Genomic DNA, 23,940 nt, shown 5'->3' with positions numbered 1-23,940 from the left:
AGGTACAGCTGTTACCTATAGAATGGCAGTACTAGAATGATAACAAACTGAATGACATATTTAATCTCTATACAGATGTACATCACGCACCGATTTCCATTCAAGGTAATGTTATTCCAGCATTGGAATCCAGTTAGATTTGCGAGTATAAAAGTAATACAACATTTTTGATGATGGAAGCCATTACTAGTATAACAAGAAAGGAAGTGCTGATTTCAGTGTTTATACGTTAGCCATGCATCTAAAAATTTATAAACAAAAGATTACACTTCACAACTTTGTGATGGAATAAGTTTTTCAATGCTGTTGACGCAAAACTCAGTTGTATTATTAGCTATTTCATCGAATTTATCATTTATATCCTTACCTATTTTTTCATCTTTAATATATTCATACAGAGCTAAAATAGCTATAGTTGAACATATTGCGATGAAACCAACTTTTGCTGTAATAAGTAATGATAGCCCACCTGCAAGTATGGACACTGCTCCAATAGCTAGGTTTATAATTTTATTTTGTGTTGATTGATTCTCTTTATCCTCTAAAACGTTTGATATTGCTTTTGAGGCAATTTTTATTGCTATTGCTGTAGTTGAGATTATAACAAACATCATAGCTATTTTTGCTAAGAGAAAAATTGATGGTAGCATTATTACAAGAAACAGTGAAGCACCTCCTATAAATAACCATTTCTCATTTATTTTTTTAGACTGATCTGTATTATTAGGCATTGCAACCCTCCACTTTCATTAACAGTTTATTCATATAATATGAAACATGCGATAGTCAAGATGTTTTTGTGTGGAGAAGCTTGCGATTGAGTTTTGAAGAGCTTTAGCTTTACAAGATGGTAGATTTGGTGATTATCGTAAGATTCTTGCAGTCATTTTAGTGGGAAGAATTTGTAAAATATGAAAAAATAACCGCCAGAAAATTGGAAACGCTATAACTTTCTTTCCTTTAAATATACTTTTTAAAATATATGCTGCAGCTTTTTCTGGCTCCCATATGAAGGGAAGTGGTTTATTAGACTTAAACATATCTGTTTTTACTGGCCCTGGCATTATGGTGATAAACTTTGTGCTACTGTTAGAATATTGGATTTTTAGTGATTGAAAACAACTTTTTAGTGCTGCTTTGCTGGCACAGTATGCAGAAGCATGTGGTGTTGCATGCATAGCAACAAGAGAAGATATAACCGCAAAAGTTGCCAAGGAATTATGATGAATCCATTCTTCAATCCAGTTGATAACGCCAAAATAATTGGTTTCAAATGTTTTTCTATGAATGTTGGTATGAAACTTATCTTCTATTTCGCCACATCCTGCATTAAGAAAAAAGAGATTTGGTATAATATTTTGCTTTTTTAAAAAATCAGACGAGTTTTTAATATTTTCACTTTTGCTTACATCACATGTTATAGGTAAAAAATTACTACCTAATTCTTCTTTTAATTTTTCCAGTTTTTCAGTGCGCCTTGCAATGCCAACCACAAACCATCGATCTTTAATGAGCAACCGTGCTAGACTTTCTCCAATGCCAGATGATGCTCCTGTAATGAGACAAGTTTTTCTATCCATGTGAATTTATATAACATGAAGTATGAATGTAATGACTATTGCCTATTCACACAAGTTAAGTTTGCTATAATTTTCCTAAATAATAAAAAAAGAAAGCTACTTATAATTTTGAATTTTATATAAACTTAAAGGGAAATTTAGTATTTGCTTACTTGTAATTTAAAATTCTTATATAATATCTTAAATGAGTTGAGAGAATTAAATGCAGGATGCAGCTTTAGTTTTACAAGATGGCAAGTACTTTTTGGGAAAATCGGTAGGTAAAAGAGGCAAATGTATAGGTGAAGTTTGTTTTACCACTGGTATGACAGGTTATCAGCATACTATAACAGATCCTTCTTTTGCTGATCAAATAATAGCGTTCACTTTTCCTCATATTGGTAATGTTGGAATAAATCACAAAGATAATGAAGGAGAAAAAGTTTTTGCAAGTGGTGTGGTTATGCGTGAACTTTCTCCTATGTCTCACTCTTCTTCATATATTAGTTTAAATGATTGGTTGGAGAAAAATAATGTAGTTGGGATATCGGGAATTGATACTAGAGCTTTGACGAGATATTTGAGAAAACATGGATCTCAAAATGGAATGATATGTCCGTCAAGTGAGGTACATATATTAGATGAATTGAAGAAATACAAATCTGTAAATGGAATAGAAATAACTAAGAAAGTCAGTTTAAGTAATAACTTTCAAAGCGTTCTTAATGCAAAATATAGGGTTGTAATTGTTGATTTCGGTGTAAAAAATAGTATAATCTCACGCTTAGTAGAACTTGATTGTACGGTTGAATTAGTCAAACCAGATACAGGTTTTGCTCACAAAATATTAAGCATGAATCCAGATGGTATAGTGCTTTCAAATGGCCCTGGTGATCCACAAGAGATAGGAGAGAGTGTAACTTCAGAAATAGAAATTATTGTGAAATCTAAAATACCAGTTTTTGGCATATGCCTGGGCCATCAATTACTTGCAGTTACTTTGGGAGCAAAGACTGTCAAGATGGATATTGGTCATCGAGGGAGTAATCATCCAGTTTATGATCTGGAGAGTAAAAAAGTTGAGATAACTAGCCAAAATCATGGTTTTGTTGTTGATTCAGCTTCTCTTCCAAGTAACGTTGAAGTTACTCATATTTCTCTATTTGATAATAGTGTAGAGGGGATAATGATGAAGGATTACCCAGTCTTTTCTACTCAATACCATCCAGAAGAAGCGCCAGGTACACATGATTCACATTACTTATTTGGGCGTTTTATTGACAATATTTTGTTATATAAAAGTAAAATCTAACTGAAATCAGTTAGATTAGCTTTTATTACTTGATCTTTTGGATTTGGATGTTTAATATTAGGAATAATAAAACTTAAGTTAAGGTAGTGTTCTCTTAACAGATTTTTGTGGAGGAGTGACCGAGTGGTTAAAGGTAACAGACTGTAAATCTGTCCGCATTGCGTACGTAGGTTCGAATCCTACCTCCTCCATTGTGCGGGTATAGCTCAATGGTAGAGCTCTAGCCTTCCAAGCTAGTGACGTGGGTTCGATTCCCACTATCCGCTCTTTATTTTTGTTGTATTTATATAAAATCAACATATTATTTGTTGATGTATTTATATTTTAGGTAGAAGAGTTAAAATTATGACAGCGATAGTAGAAGCATTTGGAAAGCCGCATGTAAACGTGGGAACGATAGGACATGTGGATCATGGGAAGACAACGTTAACAGCGGCGATAACAAAGCATTATGGTAATTTTGTAGCATATGATCAAATAGATAAAGCGCCAGAAGAAAGAAAGAGAGGTATAACAATAGCAACAGCGCATGTTGAATATCAAACAGAAAAGAGACACTATGCACACGTTGATTGCCCTGGACATGCTGATTATGTAAAGAATATGATAGTAGGTGCAGCACAGATGGATGCAGCGATATTGGTAGTGTCAGGGGTTGATGGGCCGATGCCACAAACGAGAGAGCATATATTGCTGGCAAAACAGGTGGGTGTTGGATATATCGTGGTATATATAAATAAAGCTGATGTTGCTGATGCTGATATGATAGATTTGGTAGAGATGGAAGTGAGAGAGTTGCTGAGTAAGTATGGATTTCCAGGTGATGAAGTGCCTATGATAGTTGGGTCTGCGTTAAAAGCATTAGAGGATGATAGTAGTGAGTATGGAAAGAAATCAATAGATGAATTGATGGAGAAGTTAGATGAGTATGTGGCAGTACCTCCAAGGCCTATAGATTTGCCGTTTTTGTTGCCAATAGAAGATGTATTTTCAATATCGGGCCGAGGGACGGTAGTAACAGGAAGAATAGAGAAGGGGGAGATAAAGACAGGGGATGAGATAGAGATAATAGGTCTGAAAGCGACGCAAAAGACGATATGTACTGGTGTTGAGATGTTTAAGAAGTTGCTAGATAAGGGAAGTGCAGGACTCAATGTAGGAATACTACTAAGAGGAACAAAGAGAGAAGAAGTGGAGAGAGGGCAAGTATTGGCAAAACCAGGGACAATAACCCCGCATAAGAAATTTAATGCGGAGGTGTATATATTGAAGAAAGAAGAAGGAGGAAGGCATACACCATTTTTTGGAAATTATCAGCCACAGTTTTATTTAAGGACAACGGATGTAACTGGGAGCATAAAATTGCTAGATGGAAAGGAGATGGTAATGCCAGGGGACAATGTAAGTATAGAAGTGGAGTTGCAAGTACCAATAGCAATGGATAAAGGATTACGTTTTGCGATAAGAGAAGGTGGTAGAACTGTTGGTTCTGGCGTTGTTTCGGAAATTTTAGAATGAGTATAATAACTAAGATGAAGCAAGATATATATATTAGAATCAAAGCTTTCGATTGTTCTTTGTTGGAAAAGTGTATTCGCGAGTTTATTGATCAATTAAAGCAGTTTAATGCAGATTTATCTGGTCCGATTGCGTTGCCAAGAAAAGATTCTAAATTTACTGTTAATAGGTCTCCTCATGTTGATAAAAAATCTCGTGAGCAATTTGAAATGAGAATTTCTAAGCGGTTAATTATTGTACATAATCCTACTTCTACTATGATGAAGATGCTTGCAGATTTATCTTTTTCTGCTGGTGTAGAAGTGGATTTAAAGGTTAAGGAAGTCAATATTTAGGAAAAGGAAATGAAGAGAATAAATTCGCTTAGGAGAATTGGTTTGTTAATGACCAATGTTGGCCATACTGCTATGTATTTTGATAATAGTCGCATGGCTGTAACCTTATTGCATCTCAGCGAAACTTATATTATCGATATAAAAGGACAAGATAAATGTGGCTACAATTCAGTCATTTTAGGCACAGGGGATTTAAAAAAAATAGCAAAACCTCAGTTGGAATATTTAAAGAAAAAGGGTATAAATAGTAAATGTAAATTATACGAAAGTAGATTAACTGATCTATTCGGAATAGAATGTGGTAAAAAGGTGGGGGTTAATCATTTTGTAGTTGGTCAATATCTTGACATTACGGGTTATTCTTTAGGCAAAGGGTTTGCTGGTGTGATGAAGCGGCATAACTTCAGTGGGCTTAGGGCATCTCATGGCGTTTCTATTGCTCATAGATCACAAGGTTCTACTGGTCAATGTCAAGATCCTGGTAGAGTATTCAAGGGGAAGAAAATGGCTGGTCATTTAGGTAATAGCAGAGTGACTGTACAGAATATGAAAATATTATCCATTGATTATGAAAATAGCATAATTGCTGTAAAGGGTAATAATGTTCCTGGGTTTAAAAACTCTTATGTTTTTGTGAGAGATGCAGTTAAAAAGCCTTTACATAAAGATGTTCCTTTTCCAGCAGGTCTGCTGTTGAATATGAGTGATGATGCTAATAATTTGGTGAGTTAGTTATGGAATGTGAATTAGTTGATCTATCTAATAATAATGTAGGTAGTGTTGAGCTTAATCCCTTGATATTTTCTGCCAAGCAAAAATTGAGTATTTTGCATGATATAGTGAGATGGCAATTAGCAAAGAGAAGAGTTGGTGCTCATAAAACAAAGGGTATCAGTGATGTTTCTGGTACAACAGCTAAGCCGTATGGTCAAAAACGTACCGGTAGGGCGAGACAGGGGAGCTTGCGATCTCCTCAGTTTAGAGGTGGTGGAATTATTTTTGGTCCTGTTGTGAGGAGTCATGCTTATTCTCTTAATAAAAAAGTACGTAAATTTGGTTTGAAAATTGCTTTATCTCTAAAATATTTAAATAATCAAGTTGTTGTTCTTGATAGTTTAAATGTTGATGTGAAGAAAACATCTAAAATGTGTGAATATATTAAAAATTTTAAATTTTCTTCTTTTTTAATAGTTGGTGATTATGGAGATGATTTGTTACGTGCTGCTAAAAATTTGCATTATGTAGATTTAATCAAACCTATTGGGTTAAATGTTTTTGATATATTGAATCATGAATGCGTGATGTTAACAAAAGACACTTTAAAGCATCTTGAAGGTAGATTGTTATGATTAAATATAATAATATAATAAAATCTCCTGTAATCACAGAAAAGGCTTCTCTTTTAAGAGAGAAGTTTAATAAATACTCTTTGTATGTTTTTGTAAATGTAAATAAGCGTCAAATAAAATCGGCAATAGAGTCTTTATTTAATGTCAGAATTTCTTCTATAAATGTTATTAGAGTTAAACCTAAATATAGACGTTTCAGGGGTGTGGTTGGTTGTAAAAAACAGAGAAAAAAGGTTTATTTTTCTTTGATGGATGGTCAAAAATTAGATATAATGAGCGTTTAATATGGGTATGAAATTTTTTAATCCTGTTACTCCGTCTTCTCGTGGGACTATATTAATAAGTAAAATTGGTTTATCAAAAGATAAGCCGGAGAAGTCTCTTGTATTTGGCAAGAAATCCAGTGGTGGAAGAAATAATCATGGTAGAATTACAACTCGTCACAGGGGTGGTGGTCACAAGAAGAAGTATAGAGTTATAGATTTTAAACGTAATAGAAGTGATCAGGGTATAGTTGAGAAAATAGAGTATGATCCAAATAGAAGTGGGTTTTTAGCATTAATATCATATAAGGAAGATGATACTAAATCTTATATATTAGCTCCTCAAGGTATGAAGCCTGGTGATGTTGTGACAGCTGGAGATGATGCTGATATTTTGCCAGGGAATTGTTTACTACTCAAGCATATACCTGTTGGTTCTTTCGTTCATAATGTTGAGCTGAAGCCAGGTAATGGTGCTGCGATTGCTAGAGCTGCTGGTTGTTATGCACAAATCGTTGGTCGTGATGGCCAATATGTTTTATTACGACTCAGGTCTGGTCAAATTAGGTTGATTTTATCTTCTTGCAAGGCTACTATTGGTGTAGTATCTAACCCTGACCATAAGAATAGAAAGTTGGGTAAAGCTGGGAGAAGTAGGTGGCTTGGGATTAGACCTGCTGTACGTGGAGTTGCAATGAATCCGGTTGACCATCCTCATGGAGGTGGAGAGGGAAAAACTTCTGGCGGTCGTCATCCTGTTACTCCTTGGGGTGTTGCAACAAAAGGAAAAAAAACTAGGAAAAAAAATAAATCTAGTGATAAGTATATAAAAAAATTGAAAGGTTAATTTATGAGTAGATCTGTATGGAAACCACCTTTTTTACACCCATCTGTACTAAGATTAGTTCAGAGAGCTTTAAAAGAGGGTTCTATTAATAAGGTGATAAAAATTCATTCCAGGGCTTCTGTAATTCTTCCTAATTGTTTGGGTTTAAAATTTGCTGTTTATAATGGTAAAGATTACATTCCTGTTAGTGTTGATAATCAGAATATGATAGGTCATAAATTCGGTGAATTTTCACCTACTCGTAAATTTACTGGGCATGGTGGTGATAAAAAGGCAACAAGAAGGTAGGCAATTGATATGAAAAATAGGGATATAATAGTTGAGGCTGGTTCTAAGGTTTTAAGATCAACTCCTCGCAAATTAAATTTGGTTGCTGATTTAGTACGTAATAAAAAAGTTTCTTTTGCTAATGTACAATTAAGATTTTGTGAAAAAAAGGCTGCCGGTTTTATAATGAAGGTGTTGAATTCTGCAATTGCTAATGCTCAAAATAATTATGGATTGAACGTTGATAATTTATATATAAAGGAAATTTTAATAGGTAAGTCACTTACTTTGCGTAGAGTATATCCAAAAGCTATGGGTAGGGCTAATAGAATGAGCAAATTTTATAGTAATATTACTATAAAATTGAAAGAAATTGTATGATTTATAGAAATGGAAAATTAATAAGGAAAGTGTAAAAATATGGGACAGAAGGTTAATCCTAAAGTATTTAGATTGCAAATAAATAGTAATACCTGGGATTCTGTTTGGTGTGCTACGGACGATTATAAACAGAAATTGCATCAAGATCTATTTATTCGCAGTTATATAAATGAATCCTTTAAGCATGCTGGTATTTCTAAAGTAACTGTAGAGCGTACAGTTACTTTAGTGTCTGTAATAATACATTCTTCTAAACCTGGGGTTATAATAGGTAAGAAAGGTTTGGATGTTGAGAAGATAAAGCAAAAAATAGCTAAAAAAGTAGAAAGTAGTGTTGAAGTGAATGTAGTAGGAGTTAAAAAGTCTGAAATAGATGCAGTTTTAATATCAAGGAGTATTACACATCAGCTAGAAAAAAGGATTTCATGTAGAAGAGCGATGAAAAAAGCTATTCAAAATTGTTTGAAGATGGGTGCTGAGGGTATTAAAGTAAGTTGCTCTGGGCGTCTTGGCGGAGCTGAAATAGCTCGTACTGAATGGTACAAAGAAGGTCGTTTGCCTTTACACACTTTGCGTGCTAATATAGATTATGCTTTTTGTGAAGCGAAGACTATATGTGGTATTATAGGAGTTAAAGTTTGGGTTTATGTTGGTAGTTAAGGTATATTGAAATGTTTGTTCCCAAAAAGAGTAAATATAAAAAGGTATTTAAGGGGAGAATCAAGGGTAATGCTAAGGGTGGTAGCACGCTGTCTTTTGGAGATTATGGATTAAAAGCTATGGAAGTAGGTAAGGTTCAGTCTAAGCATATTGAAACTGCAAGGCGCGTAATATCTAGAACGTTAAAACGCTCTGGTAAAGTGTGGATAAGAATTTTTCCTGATACCCCGGTTAGTAAAAAGCCAGCAGATGTACGTATGGGTAAAGGGAAAGGTAGTGTTGAATTTTGGGTATTTAAAGCTAAGCCCGGTAGGGTTTTGTTTGAAATTAGTAGTGATGTTCCCATGCATTTAGCAAGATTGGCCCTTGAAAAAGCGACTGCTAAGCTTCCTATGAAGTGTAAATTTATATCTAATCATAATTGAATGGAGTTGCAATGGATATAGTTAAATTTGAATCAGAATCTTCACAAGGATTACATGAACTTCTTGTGAATTTGAGGAAAGAATTTGTTAATTTGGCTTTTCAAAAAAAACTTGGCCAGTGCAACAATTTTTCGCGTTTTAGCTTAATAAGAAAGAGCATAGCTCGTAGTCTAACTGTATTAAATAGAAGAAAGAGAGAGGGAAAAAATGCCTAAGAAGGTTTTTTATGGTGTCGTAACTAAGGCTGACTCTGATAAGACTGTAAAGGTTTCGGTGTTACAAGTGTATAAGGATAGGCTGTATAAAAAAGTTATTAAAAAATACAAGAAGTATACAGCACATGATGAGAATAATAGTTGCAAAAAGGGAGATAGGGTTTTAATACAGGAACATAAGCCTATTTCTGTTACTAAAAAATGGGTTGTTATCAATAGCTAAAAAGGAATAGGTATTTATATGATTCAAAAAAATACATTGTTAGAAGTAGCTGATAATTCTGGTGCGCGTGCAGTGCTTTGTATTGGCTTGTTAGGTGGTAGGAAATCTGCATCTGTAGGTGATACGATTATTATATCTACTAAGTCTATTAACCCAAAAGGTAAAGTTGAAAAAGGAAAAGTATATAAAGCAGTTGTTGTTAGAGTAAAAAATAGTGTTAAGAAATCTGATGGTTCTGTAATTCGTTTTTCTAGCAATGCTGTGGTTTTAATTAATGATCAAGGTGAACCACTTGGCACTCGGGTGTTTGGTCCAGTAAAAAAGTTATTATCTGGTTCTTTTATGAAAATAATGTCATTAGCTGATGAGGTTTTATAATGAGTGCTAAAATAAAAAGTGGTGATGATATTATAGTTTTAACTGGTAAAGATAAGAAAAAAATTGGTAAGGTAATCAAAGTTATAATACGTAATGCTAAAAAGAAAGTAGTTGTTTCTGGCGTAAATGTGTGTAAGAGACATACTAAACCAAGAGCTGGTAGTGGTGGTGGTATATTCAATAAAGAGTTAGCTATTGATGTATCCAATGTTGCAATATTGGATCCTAAGTATAAAACTCCAACTAAAGTAGGATTTAAGATTATAGATGGTAGAAAAGTGCGTTTTGCAAAAGTTTCTGGAGAAGTGATAGATTAGGTTGATATGTTTAAACAATTGTATAAAGATAATATAGTAAAATCCTTAAAGGATAAGTTTAATTACAGCAATGTAATGCAAGTGCCTAAACTTGTCAAGGTGTGTATCAATATGGGCGTTGGAGATGCTGCTACGGACAATAAAGCGATAAATGAGCCATTTGATAATCTACATTCGATTGCTGGGCAAAAGCCTGTGTTAACCTTTGCAAAAAAATCTATTTCTGGTTTCAAAATTAGAAAAGGTGCAACTGTAGGTTGTAAAGTGACTTTGCGTAGAAACAAAATGTATGAATTCTTAGAAAGATTAATATATATTGCTTTGCCAAGGGAAAAAGATTTTAGAGGGTTTAGTGTGAAGCAATTTGATGGTCATGGTAATTTTTCCTTTGGTATCAAGGAGCATATATCATTTTTAGAAATAGACTATGATAAAATAAGTAAAATTAGAGGTATGGATATTAATATTATAACAAGTGCAGTTAGTGATAAGGAAGCAAAGGAATTATTACTGGCTCTTAAATTCCCTTTTTTTGATAATTGAGAGAAAATATATATGGCAAAAAAATCCATGATACAGAAGAATCTTCGTAGAATAAAGTTATGCGATCAATATAGGGAGAGAAGGGAAGAATTAAAATCTATAATGAATAATAAGGATTTATCTATTGCAAAAAGGTTTGCAGCTCAAAGTAAGCTGATTAAAAAATTGCCTAGAGATTCTTCTAAAATCAGAATTAGGAATAGATGCGCTTTAACTGGTAGGCCGAGAGGAGTATATAGAAAATTTGGTTTATGTAGGATTGTTTTACGTGATTTGTGTTCTTTTGGACAAGTTCCAGGGGTTACAAAATCTAGTTGGTAAATGTGATATAAGGAGTGTAATAGTGTCGTTATCTGATGGTATTGGTGATTTTTTAACAAGAATACGTAATGCTCAATTGGCAATGCATAGGGAAACAAGAGTCCTATTCTCTAAAGTGAATTCTTCTATATTGAAGATCTTAAAAGAGGAAGGGTATATTCTTAATTATGAAAAGCAAGAGAGTGATAGTATCCCTTCCCTTGTTGTGCAGTTGAAGTATTATGATAAATCACCTGTGATTAATGATATAGCTAGGGTATCAAAGCCCGGTTGTCGTTATTATTCTAAGTGTAAGGACATTTCTAAAGCATATAATGGTCTTGGAATTTTTATTATATCTACACCGAAAGGAGTGATGACCGATTATAATGCACGTAGATTAAAAGTTGGTGGAGAAGTTTTGTGTCGTGTATTTTAAATGATAGGAGAAATGTATGTCTCGTATAGGTGCCGCACCTATCAATATTCCTGCTGATCTTTCAGTTGAATATAATAATGGTAGGGTATTAATAAGAAGTGTTAGGGCAGAAAAAGAGCTGAACTTGTGTAGTGGCATTCTGTGTCAGATAGTTGATAATCAATTGTTACTTTCTGTTGATCAAGGCAGGGATGATTATGATAAAATAAAATCTATATGGGGCACTTATAGAAGTAATATTAATAACATGATTAACGGTATGGTTAATGATTTTTCTGTTGATCTTGAGATTAATGGTGTGGGGTATAAAGCAGAATGTGATGATAAGTATTTGACTTTATATCTTGGTTATAGTCATAATATTAAGTATAAAGTGCCTAAAGACGTTGAGATTAAGTGTATAAAGCCAACTCATTTAGTGATTCGCGGTATGGATAAGCAAAAAGTCTATATGGTGGCTTCTGATATATGCAAAATTAGAAAATATGATCCTTATAAAGGTAAGGGTATTGTAATAAAAGGCAAATTTATGCTGCGTAAGGTTGTAAATAAAAAGAAGTAATTAAAATGAAAAGATTGTATAATTTTTTAAGTAGCTATGAAAAAAGGAAACTTCGTAATAGAGCGAAGCTCGATAAGAGCGCTGGGCGTTTACGTATATCCATATTTAAGTCTAATAAACATTTCTATGTTCAGTTGATTAACGATGCAAAAGGAACAACCCTAGCTTCTGCTTCTACTTTGGATGATAAAATTAGGAATGTATGTAAAGGTAGGGTTAATGCTGAAACTATAAAACAGGTTTCTTCTTTATTGATTGAGCGTCTCCCTAGTACAAAATTGCAGCAGCGGTTCGTCTTTGATCGGGGAGCATATAAGTATACAGGATTGATTTCTCAATTTGCTGAGGCTTTAAGAAGCTCTGGATTTAAATTTTAGAAGGTTTTAAATATGGCTGTAAAGAATTTACAAAATAATAATGATTTATCAGAACTTTTGGTTTCAGTCCGAAGGGTAACAACGGTTACTAAAGGTGGTAGAAGATTTTCATTTTCAACTTTGGTTGTTGTTGGTGATGGTAAGGGTAGGGTAGGATGTGGAATAGGTAAACACGCAGAGGTTGCTGAAGCAAGAGTGAAAGCTTTAAATGCTGCAAAGAAGTCGATGATTAGGGTGTACTTACGTGAAGGTAGAACTTTACATCATGATATTAAAGCTAAATTCTGTTCTGGTGAGATAGTTTTAAGAGCTGCAAGAGCTGGAACAGGTATTATTGCTGGTGGAGCAATGAGGTCGGTTTTTGAGGTATTAGGTATAAAGGATGTGGTAGCTAAGTCTACTAGATCAAATGATCCTCATAATATTATATGTGCAGTATTTAAGGCTTTTGATGTTATGTTATCTCCTCGCCAAGTGGCAGGTAAGAGGGGTAAAAAGATTAGTGAGATAGTTGGAAATAGGTAAACTATGAATGATGCTGTAAAATTAAATTCTATATTTACCAAATTATCTAAGAAAAAGAAGCCTAAATTATTAGGTAGAGGTATTGGTTGTGGTAAAGGTAAAACATCCGGTAGGGGGCATAAAGGGCAGAAAGCGAGAAGTGGCGTTTCTATAAATGGTTTTGAAGGTGGACAGCAGTCTATATATACTCGTTTACCTAAAAGAGGTTTTAAGCCTATACGCAAAAACTTATACTCTATATTTAATGTTGGGGATGTACAGTGCTTAATGGAAGCTAAAAAAATAGTCAAGGATTCTATCATAGATAAGGAGCTACTGCATAAGTTAGGTTTTATCAGATCTGTTAAAAGTAAAATCAAACTTCTTAATAAGGGTAAATTAAGCGAAAAATTTGTGTTTCATGTTGATTTTGCATCAGAAGCTGCAAAAAGATCTGTAGCTTCAGTTGGTGGTAGTGTAGAAATACTATCGTAAATCATGAACAGTAAATTTGCATTTAATAGTTTGGATTCTACGCTGTTATATAAAAGTGATTTACTAAAGCGTATATTTTTTACTCTAATGGCTTTAGTTTGTTATCGTTTAGGCACTTATGTTCCTATTCCTGGAATTAATCTTGATATAATCAATGATATATTTCCAAAAGAGAGTTCTGGTGTTTTTGGAGTATTTAATTTATTTTCTGGTGGCGCTTTAGCTAGAATGACGATCTTGGCGTTAAACGTTATGCCATACATAGTTGCATCCATAGTTATGCAATTATTATCTTCTGCCGTTAAAGGAATCAATGAAATTAAAAATGACGGAGAGTTGGGACGTCGAAAGATGAACTCTTATATACGCTATATGACTATAGTGTTTTGTATCTTTCAATCAATTACGATCTTAATAGGGTTAGAAAGAATGAATAGAGAAGGGGTATTAGTTGTAGTTGAACCTGGTATTATGTTTCGTACTATAGGTGTCTTTAGCCTTTTAGGTGGAACTATATTTTTAATATGGCTTGGTGAGCGGATCAGTGTGAGCGGTATAGGAAATGGTATCTCATTAATCATTTTTACTGGCATAACATCTGAATTACATAATGCTTTATCATCTCTGCTAACATTAAATAAAAATGGTAGTATGTCATTTTTCATTACCCTTTTTGTTATAGCATTGTTTTTTTTACTGCTCCTTTTAGTCATTTTTACAGAATCTTCTTATAGAAAGGTAATTGTTCAATATCCCAAAAAACAGTTTAAAAAATTACATAATGATGATTTTACTTACATTCCATTGAAGATCAATTTATCTGGTGTAATACCAACTATTTTTGCTAACGCAATTCTATTAACGCCTATTTCAATTGCAAATTTCTATAAAGGTCATGCCATTGCTGATTTTATTTTAAACTACTTTATGGCAAATAAAGTGATGTACATTATAACTTACTTAATACTCATAGTGCTTTTTAATTTTTTCTATACCAATTTTATATTTAATCCAGAGGAAAATGCTGATTTTCTTAGGAAAAATGGTGGTTTTATTCCTGGTAGAGGGCCTGGAAAACATACTTCTGATTATCTTCAAGATATAGTTTTTAAATTAACATTTATTGGGTCTGCGTATTTGGTGGTAATATGTACTGTACCTGAAATTATGAGGTATCATTATGATATACCATTTATTTTTGGTGGGACGAGCTTGCTGATTATAGTTAACGTTATTACTGATACTATTATGCAAGTACAATCTTATGTTTTTTCAAATAGGTACGATAGTTGGATAAAGAAATATGAGTCTAAAACAAGGAGACTAAAGTGATTATTACAATTTTTGGTCCTCCTGGCTCTGGTAAGGGTACTCAGTCCAGTTTGTTAATAGCAAAGTATAATTTTAAATTAGTTTCAGTAGGAGATTTATTAAGGAATATTATATCTAGTGAGAGTAAATTAGGTAAAGGAATAAAGGATACTGTTGAATCTGGTAATTTAATTCAAGATGAAGTTATATGTAAATTATTGTGTGACCAGCTTGCATTAATAGATGGTGATTTTTTGTTAGATGGTTTTCCAAGAAATTTAAATCAAGCTCATTTTTTAACTCAAGTTTTGCAAAAAAGATGCAATAGGGATGTTGATCTTGTAATTGAGTTGCAGCTTGACGATAATATTGCAATTGATAGATTAAAAGATCGTCTTACTTGTTTGGATTGTAAAAGTATATATAGTATATCTTCTTTTAAGAATACTACTTGTGCTAAATGTAAAAGTACGAGATTGGAGAAGAGAATTGATGATGCTAATATGCTTGCAATTAATAAGAGGATAAGAGAATATCATTCTCAGATAGAGGGTTTGCGCGAGTATTATAAGGACAAGTTGTTAACAATTAACGCTAATTTGAGTGTTGATAGAGTAATGCAAGAGATTGAAAGTAAAATTTCTTGTAATTTGATTTGACTATAAGTTGTTTTATGGTATAAATTAAGAGTTATTATTAATAAAGTATCGAGGTATCAGTGGCACGTATTGCAGGCATAAATGTTCCAGTGAAGAAGTGTGTTCCTTTTGCATTAACTTATATACATGGTATAGGTATTACTACTGCGAATATAATTTGTCGTAGCTGTAAAATTGATGAGCGTAAGCGTGTTTTAGAATTACAAGATGAAGATATAGAGAAAATTAGTAGTTTTATTAGGCAAAAATATGTCATAGAGGGTGAGCTCAGAAAAAAAGTAGCTATGGATATAAAATCTTTAATGGAAATCGGTTGCTATAGAGGATTAAGGCATAGAAAAGGTTTGCCTGTGAGGGGACAAAGAACCCATACTAATGCTAAAACTCGTAAAGGCAGATCTAAATTGCCTATTGCTGGAAAAAAATAAAATTTGTTATTATCGTGAGTTTTTATGAAAAAAGTTAAAACGGTTGGTAAGAATACAAAAAGGTTTATTACTGGTATTGTCCATATTCGTGCAACTTTTAATAATACTTTTGTAAATGTGACTGATGTTTGTGGTAATACGCTTTACCAGACTTCTGTTGGTGCATGTGGTTTTTCTGGTTCGAGAAAATCCACACCTTATGCTGCAGGTAAGGTTGCCGATTCTGCTGCGAAGAAAGTAATAGAGAGATTTGGTATGAAGGTTGTTTCTGTAATAATTCGTGGTCCTGGTTTTGGTGCAGAAGCTGCAGTTAAAGCACTTCGGAATTGTGGATTGACTGTCACTTCAATTGCAGATAAAACGGCGATACCTCATAATGGGTGTAGACTAAGGAAAAAAAGAAGAGTATAGGATATTTGGAAGGTTTTTGTATGTATTATAGTGATAATGTCTCTTTCTGTGGAAATTTAGATAGATTAACTAAGCCTAATGCGATTAAGGTAATATCAGGTGATTCAAGTAAAAAAAGTGATATAGTTCTAGAACCTTTGGAAAGTGGTTTTGCTTTAACGTTGGGTCATGCATTAAGGCGTGTAATGTTGTCTTCTCTTCCCGGTAGTGCTGTTTATGGAATAAAAATTGAAGGCGTGAATCATGAATTTACTTCGATCCAAGGAGTTAGGGAAGACATAACTGATATAGCATTAAATATGGGCATGTTGAGATGTAAGTTAAATAACACGTCTAATAAGTGCTTAAATTTGAGCGCTAAAGGGCCTTGTCAAGTATTAGCTGGAATGATAGAAACTGATGACCAATGCTCTATTGTTAATAAAGATTTGGTGATATGTACACTAGGTCAAGATGTGGAGCTTAACATTACTATATATATTGCTAGTGGAAAAGGTTATCTTTCTGTAAATAAATATAAAGAAAATGAATTTTTAAAGTCTATGAATGAACAAGATTTAATTGGTTTTATTCCAGTTAATGCTTTATATAGTCCTGTTGAGAGGGTTTCGTATAGAGTAGAGAATAGTCGTGTTGGTCAAGTTACTGATAAAGATAAGCTGATATTGTCAATTGAAACTGATGGTACAATCTCTCCAAGTCAAGCTGTTGACTATGCTGCAAGAATATTACAGGAGCAATTTCAGCCTTTTATTAGTTCTGATATGAGTTATAAAAAATCGCAGGTTTCTTTGTCTAGTGGTGCTAAAGATTTGGGCTATGATCCTGTTCTATTGCGTAAAGTAGATGAAATGGAATTATCTGTTAGATCTCATAACTGTCTGAAAAATGAAAATATCACTTATATAGGTGATCTTGTGCAAAAGACGGAAGTTGAAATGTTAAGAACTGCTAATTTTGGCCGAAAGTCTTTGAATGAAATCAAGGCAATTTTAAATAATTCAGGTTTGTCTTTGGGTATGAATATACCAAATTGGCCGCCTAAGGATATAGATGAACTGGCTAAACAACATACTGATGAGGATTAGGTAGTATATGAAACATGGAATAAAGAAAAATAAACTGTCTCGTTGTACCGAGCATAGGTTATCAATGTTAAAGAATCTATCTATCTCGTTAATTAATCATGAGCAGATTGTAACTACTTTACCAAAGGCTAAAGCACTTCGTCCATATGTGGAAAAGTTTATTACAATTGCTAAGAATAACGATTCTTTACATGGTAGAAGGCTTTTGCTTTCACGTCTTCATAATAGTAAGTTAGTAGTTGATAAATTATTAAGCGTTCTAGCTAATCGTTATCAAGACCGTAAAGGTGGATATTCTAGAATAATAAAATTTGGTACTCGAAAGGGTGATTGCGCTCCAATGGCAGTGATAGAGCTAGTTGATAGAGATATTTCAGCAAAAGGTGAGATTTATAGTAAAAATAAAAAAGGAAGCAAAGTAGTTACACAAAGCTAATTATTCTTTTTATGGTAAGTAGGTTACGCTATTTTGTAGGTTACTTTGGAGAATTGTTAGTTTCGATATATTTAAAGCTGAAATTCTATAATGTTATAAAACGTCGCTTCCGTTGTAAGTTGGGTGAAATTGACTTAATTGTATCTAAAAAAAGGGAGCTGATTTTTATAGAAGTTAAAACAAGTTTATTTGGAAAAGAAGTACCGATATCTCATTTTCAGTGTCAGTCTATTATAAATTCTTCTAAATATTTCTTAAGTAAAAATCTTGATTTTTTAGATTATTCAGTCAGATATGATTTATGTTTTCTTTCCTTAAGGAGAAGACCTATTTATATAAAAAATGCTTGGATTGAACAATGGTAGCTAAAATAATTTAGATTTACTAGAACAGGTAATTGAATATGAAAAACAATAATTTAGTTTCATCTTATGCTAGAGCACTGTTTCATGTCTCAGGAAGCAGATTAGGTATTATAAGAAAAGAAGTAGAATTTTTGTTAGCTTTTTTTAAAGATCAAGATGTTTTTGTGTATCTATCTCATCCTATGGTTTCTCTTTTGCACAAAAAAGAAGCGATACTTTCTATAAAGGAGAACTTGAGTGAAAACTTAGTCAAATTTATTATGGTTACACTTGCAAACAAGCGCTCCCGTTTATTAATCCTTATATTAGAAAAATTCTTAAATCTTGTAAGGGAAAGTGAAAATGAATTGGAAATTACTATAAAATCAGCAGAGATTTTAAAGAAACCTGATATAAAAATAATTACTGAATCTTTGAACTTTCTTGGTAAAATAATAAAAGTCAGTCATGTGGTTGATCCTTCTATACTAGGTGGCTTTGTAGTTAGGTATGGTTTTAACGTGATTGATGCTTCGCTTAAGAGTTATTTGGATAGATTGGTTGATTTGAGTAAAATGGAAATGTTGAAAATAAGGAATTGTATATGAAGAATAGCATAAATGCCTCTGAAGTAGTAAACATAATAAGAGAGAAGGTTGAGACATTTGATAATCCTATAAAACGAGAAAATATAGGTGAAGTAATTTCAGTAACGGATGGTATCACATTGGTCTATGGGCTGGAAAAAGCAAAGTTTGGTGAAAAGGTATCTTTTGCAAGCGGTGTAGAAGGAATAGTTCTTGATTTAGATCATGATACAGCTGGAATAGTTGTGCTTGGCAATGACCGTGATGTAAAAGAAGGGGACGTTGTAAAATGTAGTGGTGATGTTGTACAGGTGCCTGTAGGTCATGAATTATTAGGGAGAGTTGTAAATGCATTAGGCGATCCTATAGACGATGGCGGAGAAATTAGAGCCAAGAACAAAATGTATATAGAATCTAAAGCGCCAGGTATTATTGACCGTAAATCTGTGCATGAACCTCTGCAGACAGGAATTAAAATTATAGATTTGTTGATTCCTATAGGTAGAGGGCAACGTGAATTAATTATTGGCGATAGACAAATTGGTAAAACCACTATTGCGATTGATACTATTATCAATCAGAAGAAGATTAATGATGAGGTAAACGAAAATCAAAAAATTTACTGTGTTTATGTTGCTATTGGACAAAAAATTTCGACAGTAGCAAAAGTGGTGAATAAGCTAAAAGAAAGTGGAGCATTAGAGTATACAACCGTAGTTGTGGCTAGCGCATCTGACTGCGCGCCTATGCAATTTTTAGCACCTTATACCGGTTGCACTATTGGAGAATTTTTCCGTGATAATGGAATGCATTGCTTGGTGGTATATGATGATTTATCTAAGCATGCTGTGGCATATAGGCAGATGTCCTTATTGCTCAGACGTCCTCCTGGTCGTGAAGCTTATCCTGGAGATATATTCTATGTACACTCTCGCTTGCTTGAAAGAGCTGCCAAAATGTCTGATGAAAAAGGACAGGGATCTTTGACTGCTTTGCCGATTATTGAGACTCAGGCTGGTGATGTATCTGCATATGTTCCAACTAATGTGATTTCAATTACCGATGGACAAATTTTTCTTGAGTCTGAATTGTTTCACAAAGGATTTCGCCCTGCAGTGAATATAGGTTTATCGGTTTCTCGGGTTGGCTCTGCTGCACAATTGAAATCTGTGAAAAAAGTTGCTGGTTCTATAAAGCTGAGTTTGGCCCAATATAGAGAACTGGAAGACTTTGCTAAATTTGGTTCTGATCTTGATGCTACTGTTCAATTGTCCTTAAACAAAGGTAAATACCTTATTGAATTATTAAAGCAAAAACAGTATTCACCTATGCAAATAGAAGAGCAAGTATTGCTTATGTATATCTTTTCTAATCTGTATGGTCAATTAAATAAGGTACAGGTGAGCAACATCAATAGGTTCGAGTGTGATCTTATCAATTATTTTCAAACTGTTCACCCTGGAGTTTTAAAAAAGTTGTCAGGTGACATGAATGATGATATAAAAGATGATATTCTTGGTATTGTGAGTGATTTTGTCACTCAATTTAATTGCGTTTAGGCGGTGATTATGACTTCATCCATTGTTAACAAGTTTCCTATTACAAGGGAAGGTTTTGAGAGTATGCAAGTCGAACTTGAGAAATTAAAGGAAGAAAAACCTTCTATCATACAGGCTATTTCTGATGCTCGTGATCAAGGCGATTTATCTGAAAATGCAGAATATCATGCAGCACGGGAAAGATTAAGTTTTATTGAAGGCCGCATAATTGAGGTAGAGAGTAAACTTTCACATGCAGAAGTGATAGAAGTAAAAAATTTGTCTGGTGATACAGTAATGTTTGGTGCAACTGTTACGGTAAGCATGCTCGGTGATGATAACAGTGAAATAGAATATGTTTATAAGATTGTAGGTGGGTATGAAGCTGATGCTTCAAAGCAGTTGATCTCTACGGATTCACCACTCGGTAGTGCTTTAATTGGCAAAAAAGTTGGTGAGTATGTGGAAGTGATAGTGCCAAATGGAGAGAAATTGTATAAAATAGTTAAGATTGAGTTTAAGTAAATCATGGTACAAGTAACTTATCCTTCAATTAGTCTACCTGGTATTTCTTCTGTGGAAGATGTATTGAGGGATGCTAGTTCTGGTAAATTATTCATTTTAGTTGACGATGAAAACAGAGAGAATGAAGGTGATCTGATTGTATTAGCTGAGAAATTAGAGCCAGAACATGTGGCTTTTATGGTTAGATACGGTACAGGGATTGTTTGCTTAGCAATGACTAAAGTTCACATGAAAAGGTTAGGCCTTAGTTTCATGGAAAAAAAAAATGTTGGTGAAAATCATACTGCTTTTACTACATCAATTGATGCACGTTATGGTATTACTACGGGTGTTTCAGCTGAGGATAGAACAAAAACTATACATGTTGCTATTGATAAAAATAGAACTCAGGATGACATTATAACTCCCGGTCATATTTTTCCTGTGATTGCACATGAGGGTGGAGTAGAGCAACGTGCTGGTCATACTGAAGCAAGTGTTGAGATAGCTAAGTTAGTGGGATGTAATCATTCTGCAGTTATTTGTGAATTAGTGAATGATGATGGCTCTATGATGCGCTTACCCCAGTTGCTTGAATTTGCTGAACAACATAATATTAAGTTAACTACCATTGATAAACTTATCAGTTACGTTCAAAATTTAAACTAGCGTTTATAGATTCGTATAGTTTAAGTGTTAAAATATAAAATTCCTCAAAGTTATACAAACAAGGAATTTCCATGTCTAAGCTTTTTGTTTTACTATTTTTTTTCGTATACTGTAATAGCGCTTACTCTGTTAGTATTATTAGAGATAGTGAAGTGGAAGCGGTAGTTAAGGATCTAGCGCAACCTTTATTTTCTGCTGCGGGTATTGATAATGATAAAATAAAAGTTTTTATAGTTGATGATAGATCGATTAATGCTTTTGTAATTAACAATAATAGCATTTTCATTCATTTAGGGCTTTTACAATATTCGACTGAACCTTATGTCTTACTTGGTATATTAGCACATGAAATTGCTCATATATCTGCTGGTCATGTATTACAAATGAGTAGTGCTGTAGGTTATTTTCAATCAATAGCAATGATTAGTTATATGGTAGGATTAGTTTCTAGTATTGTCATTAACCCTCAGGTTGCGAGTGCAATCTTGCTTAGTGGTGTAACGCTTAGTTCAAGGTTGTTTTTTAACTATTCTCAAGAGCAAGAGAGTGTAGCAGATAGCTATGCTTTAAGATACCTAGATGAATCTGGCTATGATAATTTGGGTATGAAAGAGATTTTTGACTATTTTAAGAGTATTGAGCATGAAAACACTGAAGAGTATTTCCGCACTCACCCACTTAGTGATAAGCGTATATTTGCTGTACAGAATTATAAGGTTAAAAACAATATAAAACCAATCCTTGCAGATAAATTGCTGAAGTTTGAGCGTATGGTTGCAAAGCTAGACTCTTTCTTTGCTCCTATTCATGTGTTATCTAATAAATATGAAGGTAGTTCTAAGTATGTAAATGCTGTAATTCACTATAGGCAAGGAAAGATAGAAGAGGCTATTACTAAAGTTAATTCATTGATTCAAGAGTCACGCAATGATCCTTATTTATATGAATTAAAAGCGGAGATGTTATACAAAGCTGGAAATTTAAGTGAAGCAATAAAAATGTATGAAGAATCACTTAGATATTTATCTGAGAAGAATAACTATTTAGTGAAACTTGCGTTATCTCATACTTTATTATTACACGGTGAAATAGAGAAGGCAATTTTTTACCTAGAGCAGATTGCAAGCGTAGAAGCAAATAACGCTTTTGTCTGGAAGTATTTAAGTATTGCATATAAACGTAGCGCTGATATGGCAATGTATTACTTTGCTTTGACAAAGAAGGCTTGTATTGAAGGTGATTTAGAGAAATTTATGAAATACGCTGAGGTAGCTGTTAAAACTTTACCGAAAGACAGTCATTATTTGTTACAGATTGAAGACATGAAGGAACAATACACACAAAAACACACTTATTTTTAGATTACTTTCCGCATTTATCCAACGTATCTTTTACTTCAGTACTTATATTGGGTATAATTTTCATTATAATCGTTTTGGCGCCAAAAAATACACCACAAAACATACCCAAGGCAAAGAGAGCTGGCCATGGCATTCTACCAAATATTGCAAGCAAAGCTGCACCTATTATGACTACAGTCATAAGTGGCCCACCTATTCCCCAAATATAACCAATAATATTGCATATTACTTGGGCAGTTGTATCATCTATATCATTAGCAGCATTTGCGTAATCTGAAAAAGAGAGAAACAGCACTATACATAAAGCATTAAAAAGTTTTTTTATTATATAGCTCATTCTTTTGCCTCCAAATAATAAACTAGTGTGAATTTAAATTTATATATATTTATTTTAAGGTAAAACTCATAATTTGTCCATAAATAAGTATTGCTACATAAATAGCCCACCATTGATGTTAAGCACATGCCCTGTTATATATTTTGCTTCGTCGCTTGCTAAAAACAATACCCCTGCTGCTATTTCTTCTCCTGTTCCCGTTCTTTTCATTGGAATATTATCTAATATTTTTTCTTTTTGTTTTTCATTTAAAATTTCAGTCATCTTAGTATCTATAAACCCAGGAGCAATGCAATTTACTGTTACACCGCGACTTGCAACTTCTTTTGCTATAGATTTACTCATGGCTATTATCCCAGCTTTAGAAGCTGCATAATTTGCTTGCCCGGCATTTCCTGTCAATCCTACTATTGAAGAAATATTTATGATTCTTCCCCAATTATTTTTAATTAATTTCTTGCATGCTTCTCTATTTAGCTTAAATGTGGAGGTCAAATTAATGTCAATCACCTTTTGCCATTCTTCATCTGTCATTCTCAACGCCAAACTGTCTTGTGTAATGCCTGCATTGAATATGAGTCCATCAAAGCCTTTCATCAACTCACTTGCTTTATTTATTAGTTGATTTACCTCTTCAGGATTTGATAAGTCGCAAGGAAGTACATGAATGTTTTTTTCATATTTTTTAGCAACTTCTTCTAGTACTTCTTTTTTTGTGCCAGAGATACATAAAGTTGCTCCGGCTTTATGCATAACCTCTACAATTGCCTGCCCTATTCCGCCTGATGCACCAGTAATCAGAAATTTCCTGTCTTCTAATCCGAACATGATAATTTTTATATTATCCCAGCTCTTAACAGAATATTAAAAGACTTGCAATAGATTTTTTTCATAACTTTCATTTAATAGAAGATTCTTGACAAATCTTGTGTTTATTGGCGAAATTATGGCGGCTGCATGCCTTTTTTTATTTTTTTCTATTCAGCCTAAACACGCTT

38 protein-coding genes and 2 tRNA genes are annotated in these 23,940 nt (G+C 33.5%); 36 read left to right on the top strand and 4 right to left on the bottom strand.

Annotated features, from left to right (window positions below; translation table 11 throughout):
* Nucleotides 1-263 precede the first annotated feature (263 nt).
* On the bottom strand, nucleotides 264-731 hold the full coding sequence (locus OPR29_RS04005; protein WP_007302528.1) for a hypothetical protein: 468 nt from the start codon (nucleotides 729-731) through the stop codon (nucleotides 264-266).
* Nucleotides 732-863: 132 nt separating this feature from the next.
* Entirely contained in the window at nucleotides 864-1,580 is a 717-nt protein-coding gene (locus OPR29_RS04000; protein ID WP_007302529.1) for an SDR family NAD(P)-dependent oxidoreductase, read from the bottom strand.
* Between the two features lie 202 nt (nucleotides 1,581-1,782).
* Between OPR29_RS04000 and carA the strand changes: the two genes are divergently transcribed.
* The 36 genes from carA to OPR29_RS03820 all read left to right on the top strand — a co-directional run bounded on the left by carA (nucleotide 1,783) and on the right by OPR29_RS03820 (nucleotide 22,605).
* Nucleotides 1,783-2,871, top strand: coding sequence for a glutamine-hydrolyzing carbamoyl-phosphate synthase small subunit (carA, locus tag OPR29_RS03995; protein WP_052265062.1), 1,089 nt, complete (start codon nucleotides 1,783-1,785; stop codon nucleotides 2,869-2,871).
* A gap of 109 nt (nucleotides 2,872-2,980) precedes the next feature.
* Nucleotides 2,981-3,062 (top strand) — tRNA-Tyr (locus tag OPR29_RS03990).
* A gap of 4 nt (nucleotides 3,063-3,066) precedes the next feature.
* Nucleotides 3,067-3,137, top strand: a tRNA-Gly gene (locus tag OPR29_RS03985).
* Between the two features lie 79 nt (nucleotides 3,138-3,216).
* Nucleotides 3,217-4,389: an elongation factor Tu gene (gene tuf, locus OPR29_RS03980; protein WP_265025099.1), complete on the top strand. Its 1,173-nt coding sequence runs from the start codon at nucleotides 3,217-3,219 to the stop codon at nucleotides 4,387-4,389.
* A gap of 14 nt (nucleotides 4,390-4,403) precedes the next feature.
* Complete coding sequence (gene rpsJ, locus OPR29_RS03975; RefSeq protein WP_012482004.1) at nucleotides 4,404-4,724, top strand: 30S ribosomal protein S10; 321 nt, start codon at nucleotides 4,404-4,406, stop codon at nucleotides 4,722-4,724.
* A gap of 9 nt (nucleotides 4,725-4,733) precedes the next feature.
* Nucleotides 4,734-5,456, top strand: a complete 723-nt coding sequence (rplC, locus tag OPR29_RS03970; protein ID WP_029237662.1) for a 50S ribosomal protein L3 — start codon at nucleotides 4,734-4,736, stop codon at nucleotides 5,454-5,456.
* A gap of 2 nt (nucleotides 5,457-5,458) precedes the next feature.
* A complete protein-coding gene (gene rplD / locus OPR29_RS03965; RefSeq protein WP_007302533.1) occupies nucleotides 5,459-6,073 on the top strand; it encodes a 50S ribosomal protein L4 in 615 nt (204 codons plus the stop codon).
* On the top strand, nucleotides 6,070-6,357 hold the full coding sequence (locus tag OPR29_RS03960; RefSeq protein WP_007302534.1) for a 50S ribosomal protein L23: 288 nt from the start codon (nucleotides 6,070-6,072) through the stop codon (nucleotides 6,355-6,357). The genes rplD and OPR29_RS03960 overlap by 4 nt, the downstream gene beginning before the upstream one ends.
* Nucleotide 6,358: 1 nt before the next feature.
* Nucleotides 6,359-7,183, top strand: a complete 825-nt coding sequence (rplB, locus tag OPR29_RS03955; protein ID WP_052265061.1) for a 50S ribosomal protein L2 — start codon at nucleotides 6,359-6,361, stop codon at nucleotides 7,181-7,183.
* A 3-nt stretch (nucleotides 7,184-7,186) separates the two neighbouring features.
* Entirely contained in the window at nucleotides 7,187-7,471 is a 285-nt protein-coding gene (rpsS, locus tag OPR29_RS03950; RefSeq protein ID WP_010404687.1) for a 30S ribosomal protein S19, read from the top strand.
* Nucleotides 7,472-7,480: 9 nt separating this feature from the next.
* Complete coding sequence (gene rplV / locus OPR29_RS03945; protein ID WP_007302537.1) at nucleotides 7,481-7,831, top strand: 50S ribosomal protein L22; 351 nt, start codon at nucleotides 7,481-7,483, stop codon at nucleotides 7,829-7,831.
* 39 nt (nucleotides 7,832-7,870) lie between these two features.
* A complete protein-coding gene (gene rpsC / locus OPR29_RS03940) occupies nucleotides 7,871-8,491 on the top strand; it encodes a 30S ribosomal protein S3 (RefSeq protein ID WP_007302538.1) in 621 nt (206 codons plus the stop codon).
* Between the two features lie 11 nt (nucleotides 8,492-8,502).
* Nucleotides 8,503-8,916: a 50S ribosomal protein L16 gene (gene rplP / locus OPR29_RS03935; protein WP_006012233.1), complete on the top strand. Its 414-nt coding sequence runs from the start codon at nucleotides 8,503-8,505 to the stop codon at nucleotides 8,914-8,916.
* 11 nt (nucleotides 8,917-8,927) lie between these two features.
* On the top strand, nucleotides 8,928-9,131 hold the full coding sequence (gene rpmC, locus OPR29_RS03930; protein ID WP_007302540.1) for a 50S ribosomal protein L29: 204 nt from the start codon (nucleotides 8,928-8,930) through the stop codon (nucleotides 9,129-9,131).
* Nucleotides 9,124-9,354, top strand: a complete 231-nt coding sequence (rpsQ, locus tag OPR29_RS03925) for a 30S ribosomal protein S17 (RefSeq protein ID WP_007302541.1) — start codon at nucleotides 9,124-9,126, stop codon at nucleotides 9,352-9,354. Before rpmC ends, rpsQ begins: the two co-directional genes overlap by 8 nt.
* Nucleotides 9,355-9,372: 18 nt before the next feature.
* Complete coding sequence (gene rplN, locus OPR29_RS03920; RefSeq protein WP_007302542.1) at nucleotides 9,373-9,732, top strand: 50S ribosomal protein L14; 360 nt, start codon at nucleotides 9,373-9,375, stop codon at nucleotides 9,730-9,732.
* Nucleotides 9,732-10,049, top strand: a complete 318-nt coding sequence (rplX, locus tag OPR29_RS03915) for a 50S ribosomal protein L24 (protein WP_007302543.1) — start codon at nucleotides 9,732-9,734, stop codon at nucleotides 10,047-10,049. Before rplN ends, rplX begins: the two co-directional genes overlap by 1 nt.
* Nucleotides 10,050-10,055: 6 nt before the next feature.
* The gene (rplE, locus tag OPR29_RS03910) at nucleotides 10,056-10,592 is read left to right on the top strand and encodes a 50S ribosomal protein L5 (RefSeq protein WP_007302544.1); all 537 of its coding nucleotides are present in this window, start codon (nucleotides 10,056-10,058) and stop codon (nucleotides 10,590-10,592) included.
* A gap of 12 nt (nucleotides 10,593-10,604) precedes the next feature.
* Nucleotides 10,605-10,913: a 30S ribosomal protein S14 gene (gene rpsN / locus OPR29_RS03905; RefSeq protein ID WP_007302545.1), complete on the top strand. Its 309-nt coding sequence runs from the start codon at nucleotides 10,605-10,607 to the stop codon at nucleotides 10,911-10,913.
* Nucleotides 10,914-10,935: 22 nt separating this feature from the next.
* Complete coding sequence (gene rpsH, locus OPR29_RS03900) at nucleotides 10,936-11,331, top strand: 30S ribosomal protein S8 (RefSeq protein ID WP_007302546.1); 396 nt, start codon at nucleotides 10,936-10,938, stop codon at nucleotides 11,329-11,331.
* Nucleotides 11,332-11,347: 16 nt separating this feature from the next.
* Entirely contained in the window at nucleotides 11,348-11,893 is a 546-nt protein-coding gene (gene rplF / locus OPR29_RS03895; RefSeq protein WP_007302547.1) for a 50S ribosomal protein L6, read from the top strand.
* Between the two features lie 5 nt (nucleotides 11,894-11,898).
* Nucleotides 11,899-12,270, top strand: coding sequence for a 50S ribosomal protein L18 (gene rplR, locus OPR29_RS03890; RefSeq protein ID WP_007302548.1), 372 nt, complete (start codon nucleotides 11,899-11,901; stop codon nucleotides 12,268-12,270).
* 12 nt (nucleotides 12,271-12,282) lie between these two features.
* Nucleotides 12,283-12,795 carry a 30S ribosomal protein S5 gene (gene rpsE, locus OPR29_RS03885; protein WP_007302549.1) on the top strand — a complete coding sequence of 171 codons (513 nt, stop codon included), beginning with the start codon at nucleotides 12,283-12,285 and terminating at the stop codon, nucleotides 12,793-12,795.
* A 3-nt stretch (nucleotides 12,796-12,798) separates the two neighbouring features.
* Nucleotides 12,799-13,269: a 50S ribosomal protein L15 gene (rplO, locus tag OPR29_RS03880; RefSeq protein ID WP_019236927.1), complete on the top strand. Its 471-nt coding sequence runs from the start codon at nucleotides 12,799-12,801 to the stop codon at nucleotides 13,267-13,269.
* 3 nt (nucleotides 13,270-13,272) lie between these two features.
* A complete protein-coding gene (gene secY, locus OPR29_RS03875; protein ID WP_007302551.1) occupies nucleotides 13,273-14,601 on the top strand; it encodes a preprotein translocase subunit SecY in 1,329 nt (442 codons plus the stop codon).
* Nucleotides 14,598-15,239: an adenylate kinase family protein gene (locus OPR29_RS03870; RefSeq protein WP_007302552.1), complete on the top strand. Its 642-nt coding sequence runs from the start codon at nucleotides 14,598-14,600 to the stop codon at nucleotides 15,237-15,239. The genes secY and OPR29_RS03870 overlap by 4 nt, the downstream gene beginning before the upstream one ends.
* 59 nt (nucleotides 15,240-15,298) lie before the next feature.
* Nucleotides 15,299-15,667 carry a 30S ribosomal protein S13 gene (gene rpsM, locus OPR29_RS03865; protein ID WP_007302553.1) on the top strand — a complete coding sequence of 123 codons (369 nt, stop codon included), beginning with the start codon at nucleotides 15,299-15,301 and terminating at the stop codon, nucleotides 15,665-15,667.
* A gap of 24 nt (nucleotides 15,668-15,691) precedes the next feature.
* Nucleotides 15,692-16,078 carry a 30S ribosomal protein S11 gene (gene rpsK, locus OPR29_RS03860; RefSeq protein WP_006012273.1) on the top strand — a complete coding sequence of 129 codons (387 nt, stop codon included), beginning with the start codon at nucleotides 15,692-15,694 and terminating at the stop codon, nucleotides 16,076-16,078.
* A gap of 20 nt (nucleotides 16,079-16,098) precedes the next feature.
* Entirely contained in the window at nucleotides 16,099-17,166 is a 1,068-nt protein-coding gene (locus OPR29_RS03855; RefSeq protein WP_265025098.1) for a DNA-directed RNA polymerase subunit alpha, read from the top strand.
* A gap of 7 nt (nucleotides 17,167-17,173) precedes the next feature.
* Nucleotides 17,174-17,602: a 50S ribosomal protein L17 gene (gene rplQ, locus OPR29_RS03850; RefSeq protein ID WP_010404731.1), complete on the top strand. Its 429-nt coding sequence runs from the start codon at nucleotides 17,174-17,176 to the stop codon at nucleotides 17,600-17,602.
* A gap of 11 nt (nucleotides 17,603-17,613) precedes the next feature.
* Nucleotides 17,614-17,967, top strand: a complete 354-nt coding sequence (locus OPR29_RS03845; protein ID WP_010404733.1) for a YraN family protein — start codon at nucleotides 17,614-17,616, stop codon at nucleotides 17,965-17,967.
* Between the two features lie 38 nt (nucleotides 17,968-18,005).
* On the top strand, nucleotides 18,006-18,554 hold the full coding sequence (atpH, locus tag OPR29_RS03840) for an ATP synthase F1 subunit delta (protein WP_007302557.1): 549 nt from the start codon (nucleotides 18,006-18,008) through the stop codon (nucleotides 18,552-18,554).
* Complete coding sequence (gene atpA / locus OPR29_RS03835) at nucleotides 18,551-20,092, top strand: F0F1 ATP synthase subunit alpha (RefSeq protein WP_265025097.1); 1,542 nt, start codon at nucleotides 18,551-18,553, stop codon at nucleotides 20,090-20,092. The genes atpH and atpA overlap by 4 nt, the downstream gene beginning before the upstream one ends.
* Nucleotides 20,093-20,101: 9 nt before the next feature.
* Nucleotides 20,102-20,596 carry a transcription elongation factor GreA gene (gene greA, locus OPR29_RS03830; RefSeq protein ID WP_007302559.1) on the top strand — a complete coding sequence of 165 codons (495 nt, stop codon included), beginning with the start codon at nucleotides 20,102-20,104 and terminating at the stop codon, nucleotides 20,594-20,596.
* A gap of 3 nt (nucleotides 20,597-20,599) precedes the next feature.
* Complete coding sequence (gene ribB, locus OPR29_RS03825; RefSeq protein WP_007302560.1) at nucleotides 20,600-21,244, top strand: 3,4-dihydroxy-2-butanone-4-phosphate synthase; 645 nt, start codon at nucleotides 20,600-20,602, stop codon at nucleotides 21,242-21,244.
* A gap of 71 nt (nucleotides 21,245-21,315) precedes the next feature.
* Entirely contained in the window at nucleotides 21,316-22,605 is a 1,290-nt protein-coding gene (locus OPR29_RS03820; protein ID WP_265025096.1) for a M48 family metalloprotease, read from the top strand.
* Nucleotide 22,606: 1 nt separating this feature from the next.
* Here OPR29_RS03820 and OPR29_RS03815 read toward each other — a convergent pair whose 3' ends face one another.
* Nucleotides 22,607-22,942, bottom strand: a complete 336-nt coding sequence (locus OPR29_RS03815; protein WP_254229851.1) for a TrbC/VirB2 family protein — start codon at nucleotides 22,940-22,942, stop codon at nucleotides 22,607-22,609.
* A gap of 93 nt (nucleotides 22,943-23,035) precedes the next feature.
* Nucleotides 23,036-23,770 carry a 3-oxoacyl-[acyl-carrier-protein] reductase gene (gene fabG / locus OPR29_RS03810; protein ID WP_254229850.1) on the bottom strand — a complete coding sequence of 245 codons (735 nt, stop codon included), beginning with the start codon at nucleotides 23,768-23,770 and terminating at the stop codon, nucleotides 23,036-23,038.
* Between the last annotated feature and the right edge of the window lie 170 nt (nucleotides 23,771-23,940).

This window comes from Wolbachia endosymbiont (group B) of Pammene fasciana, assembly GCF_947251495.1.
Taxonomy (GTDB): Bacteria; Pseudomonadota; Alphaproteobacteria; order Rickettsiales; family Anaplasmataceae; genus Wolbachia.
This window is presented reverse-complemented; position numbering and strand designations above follow the sequence as displayed.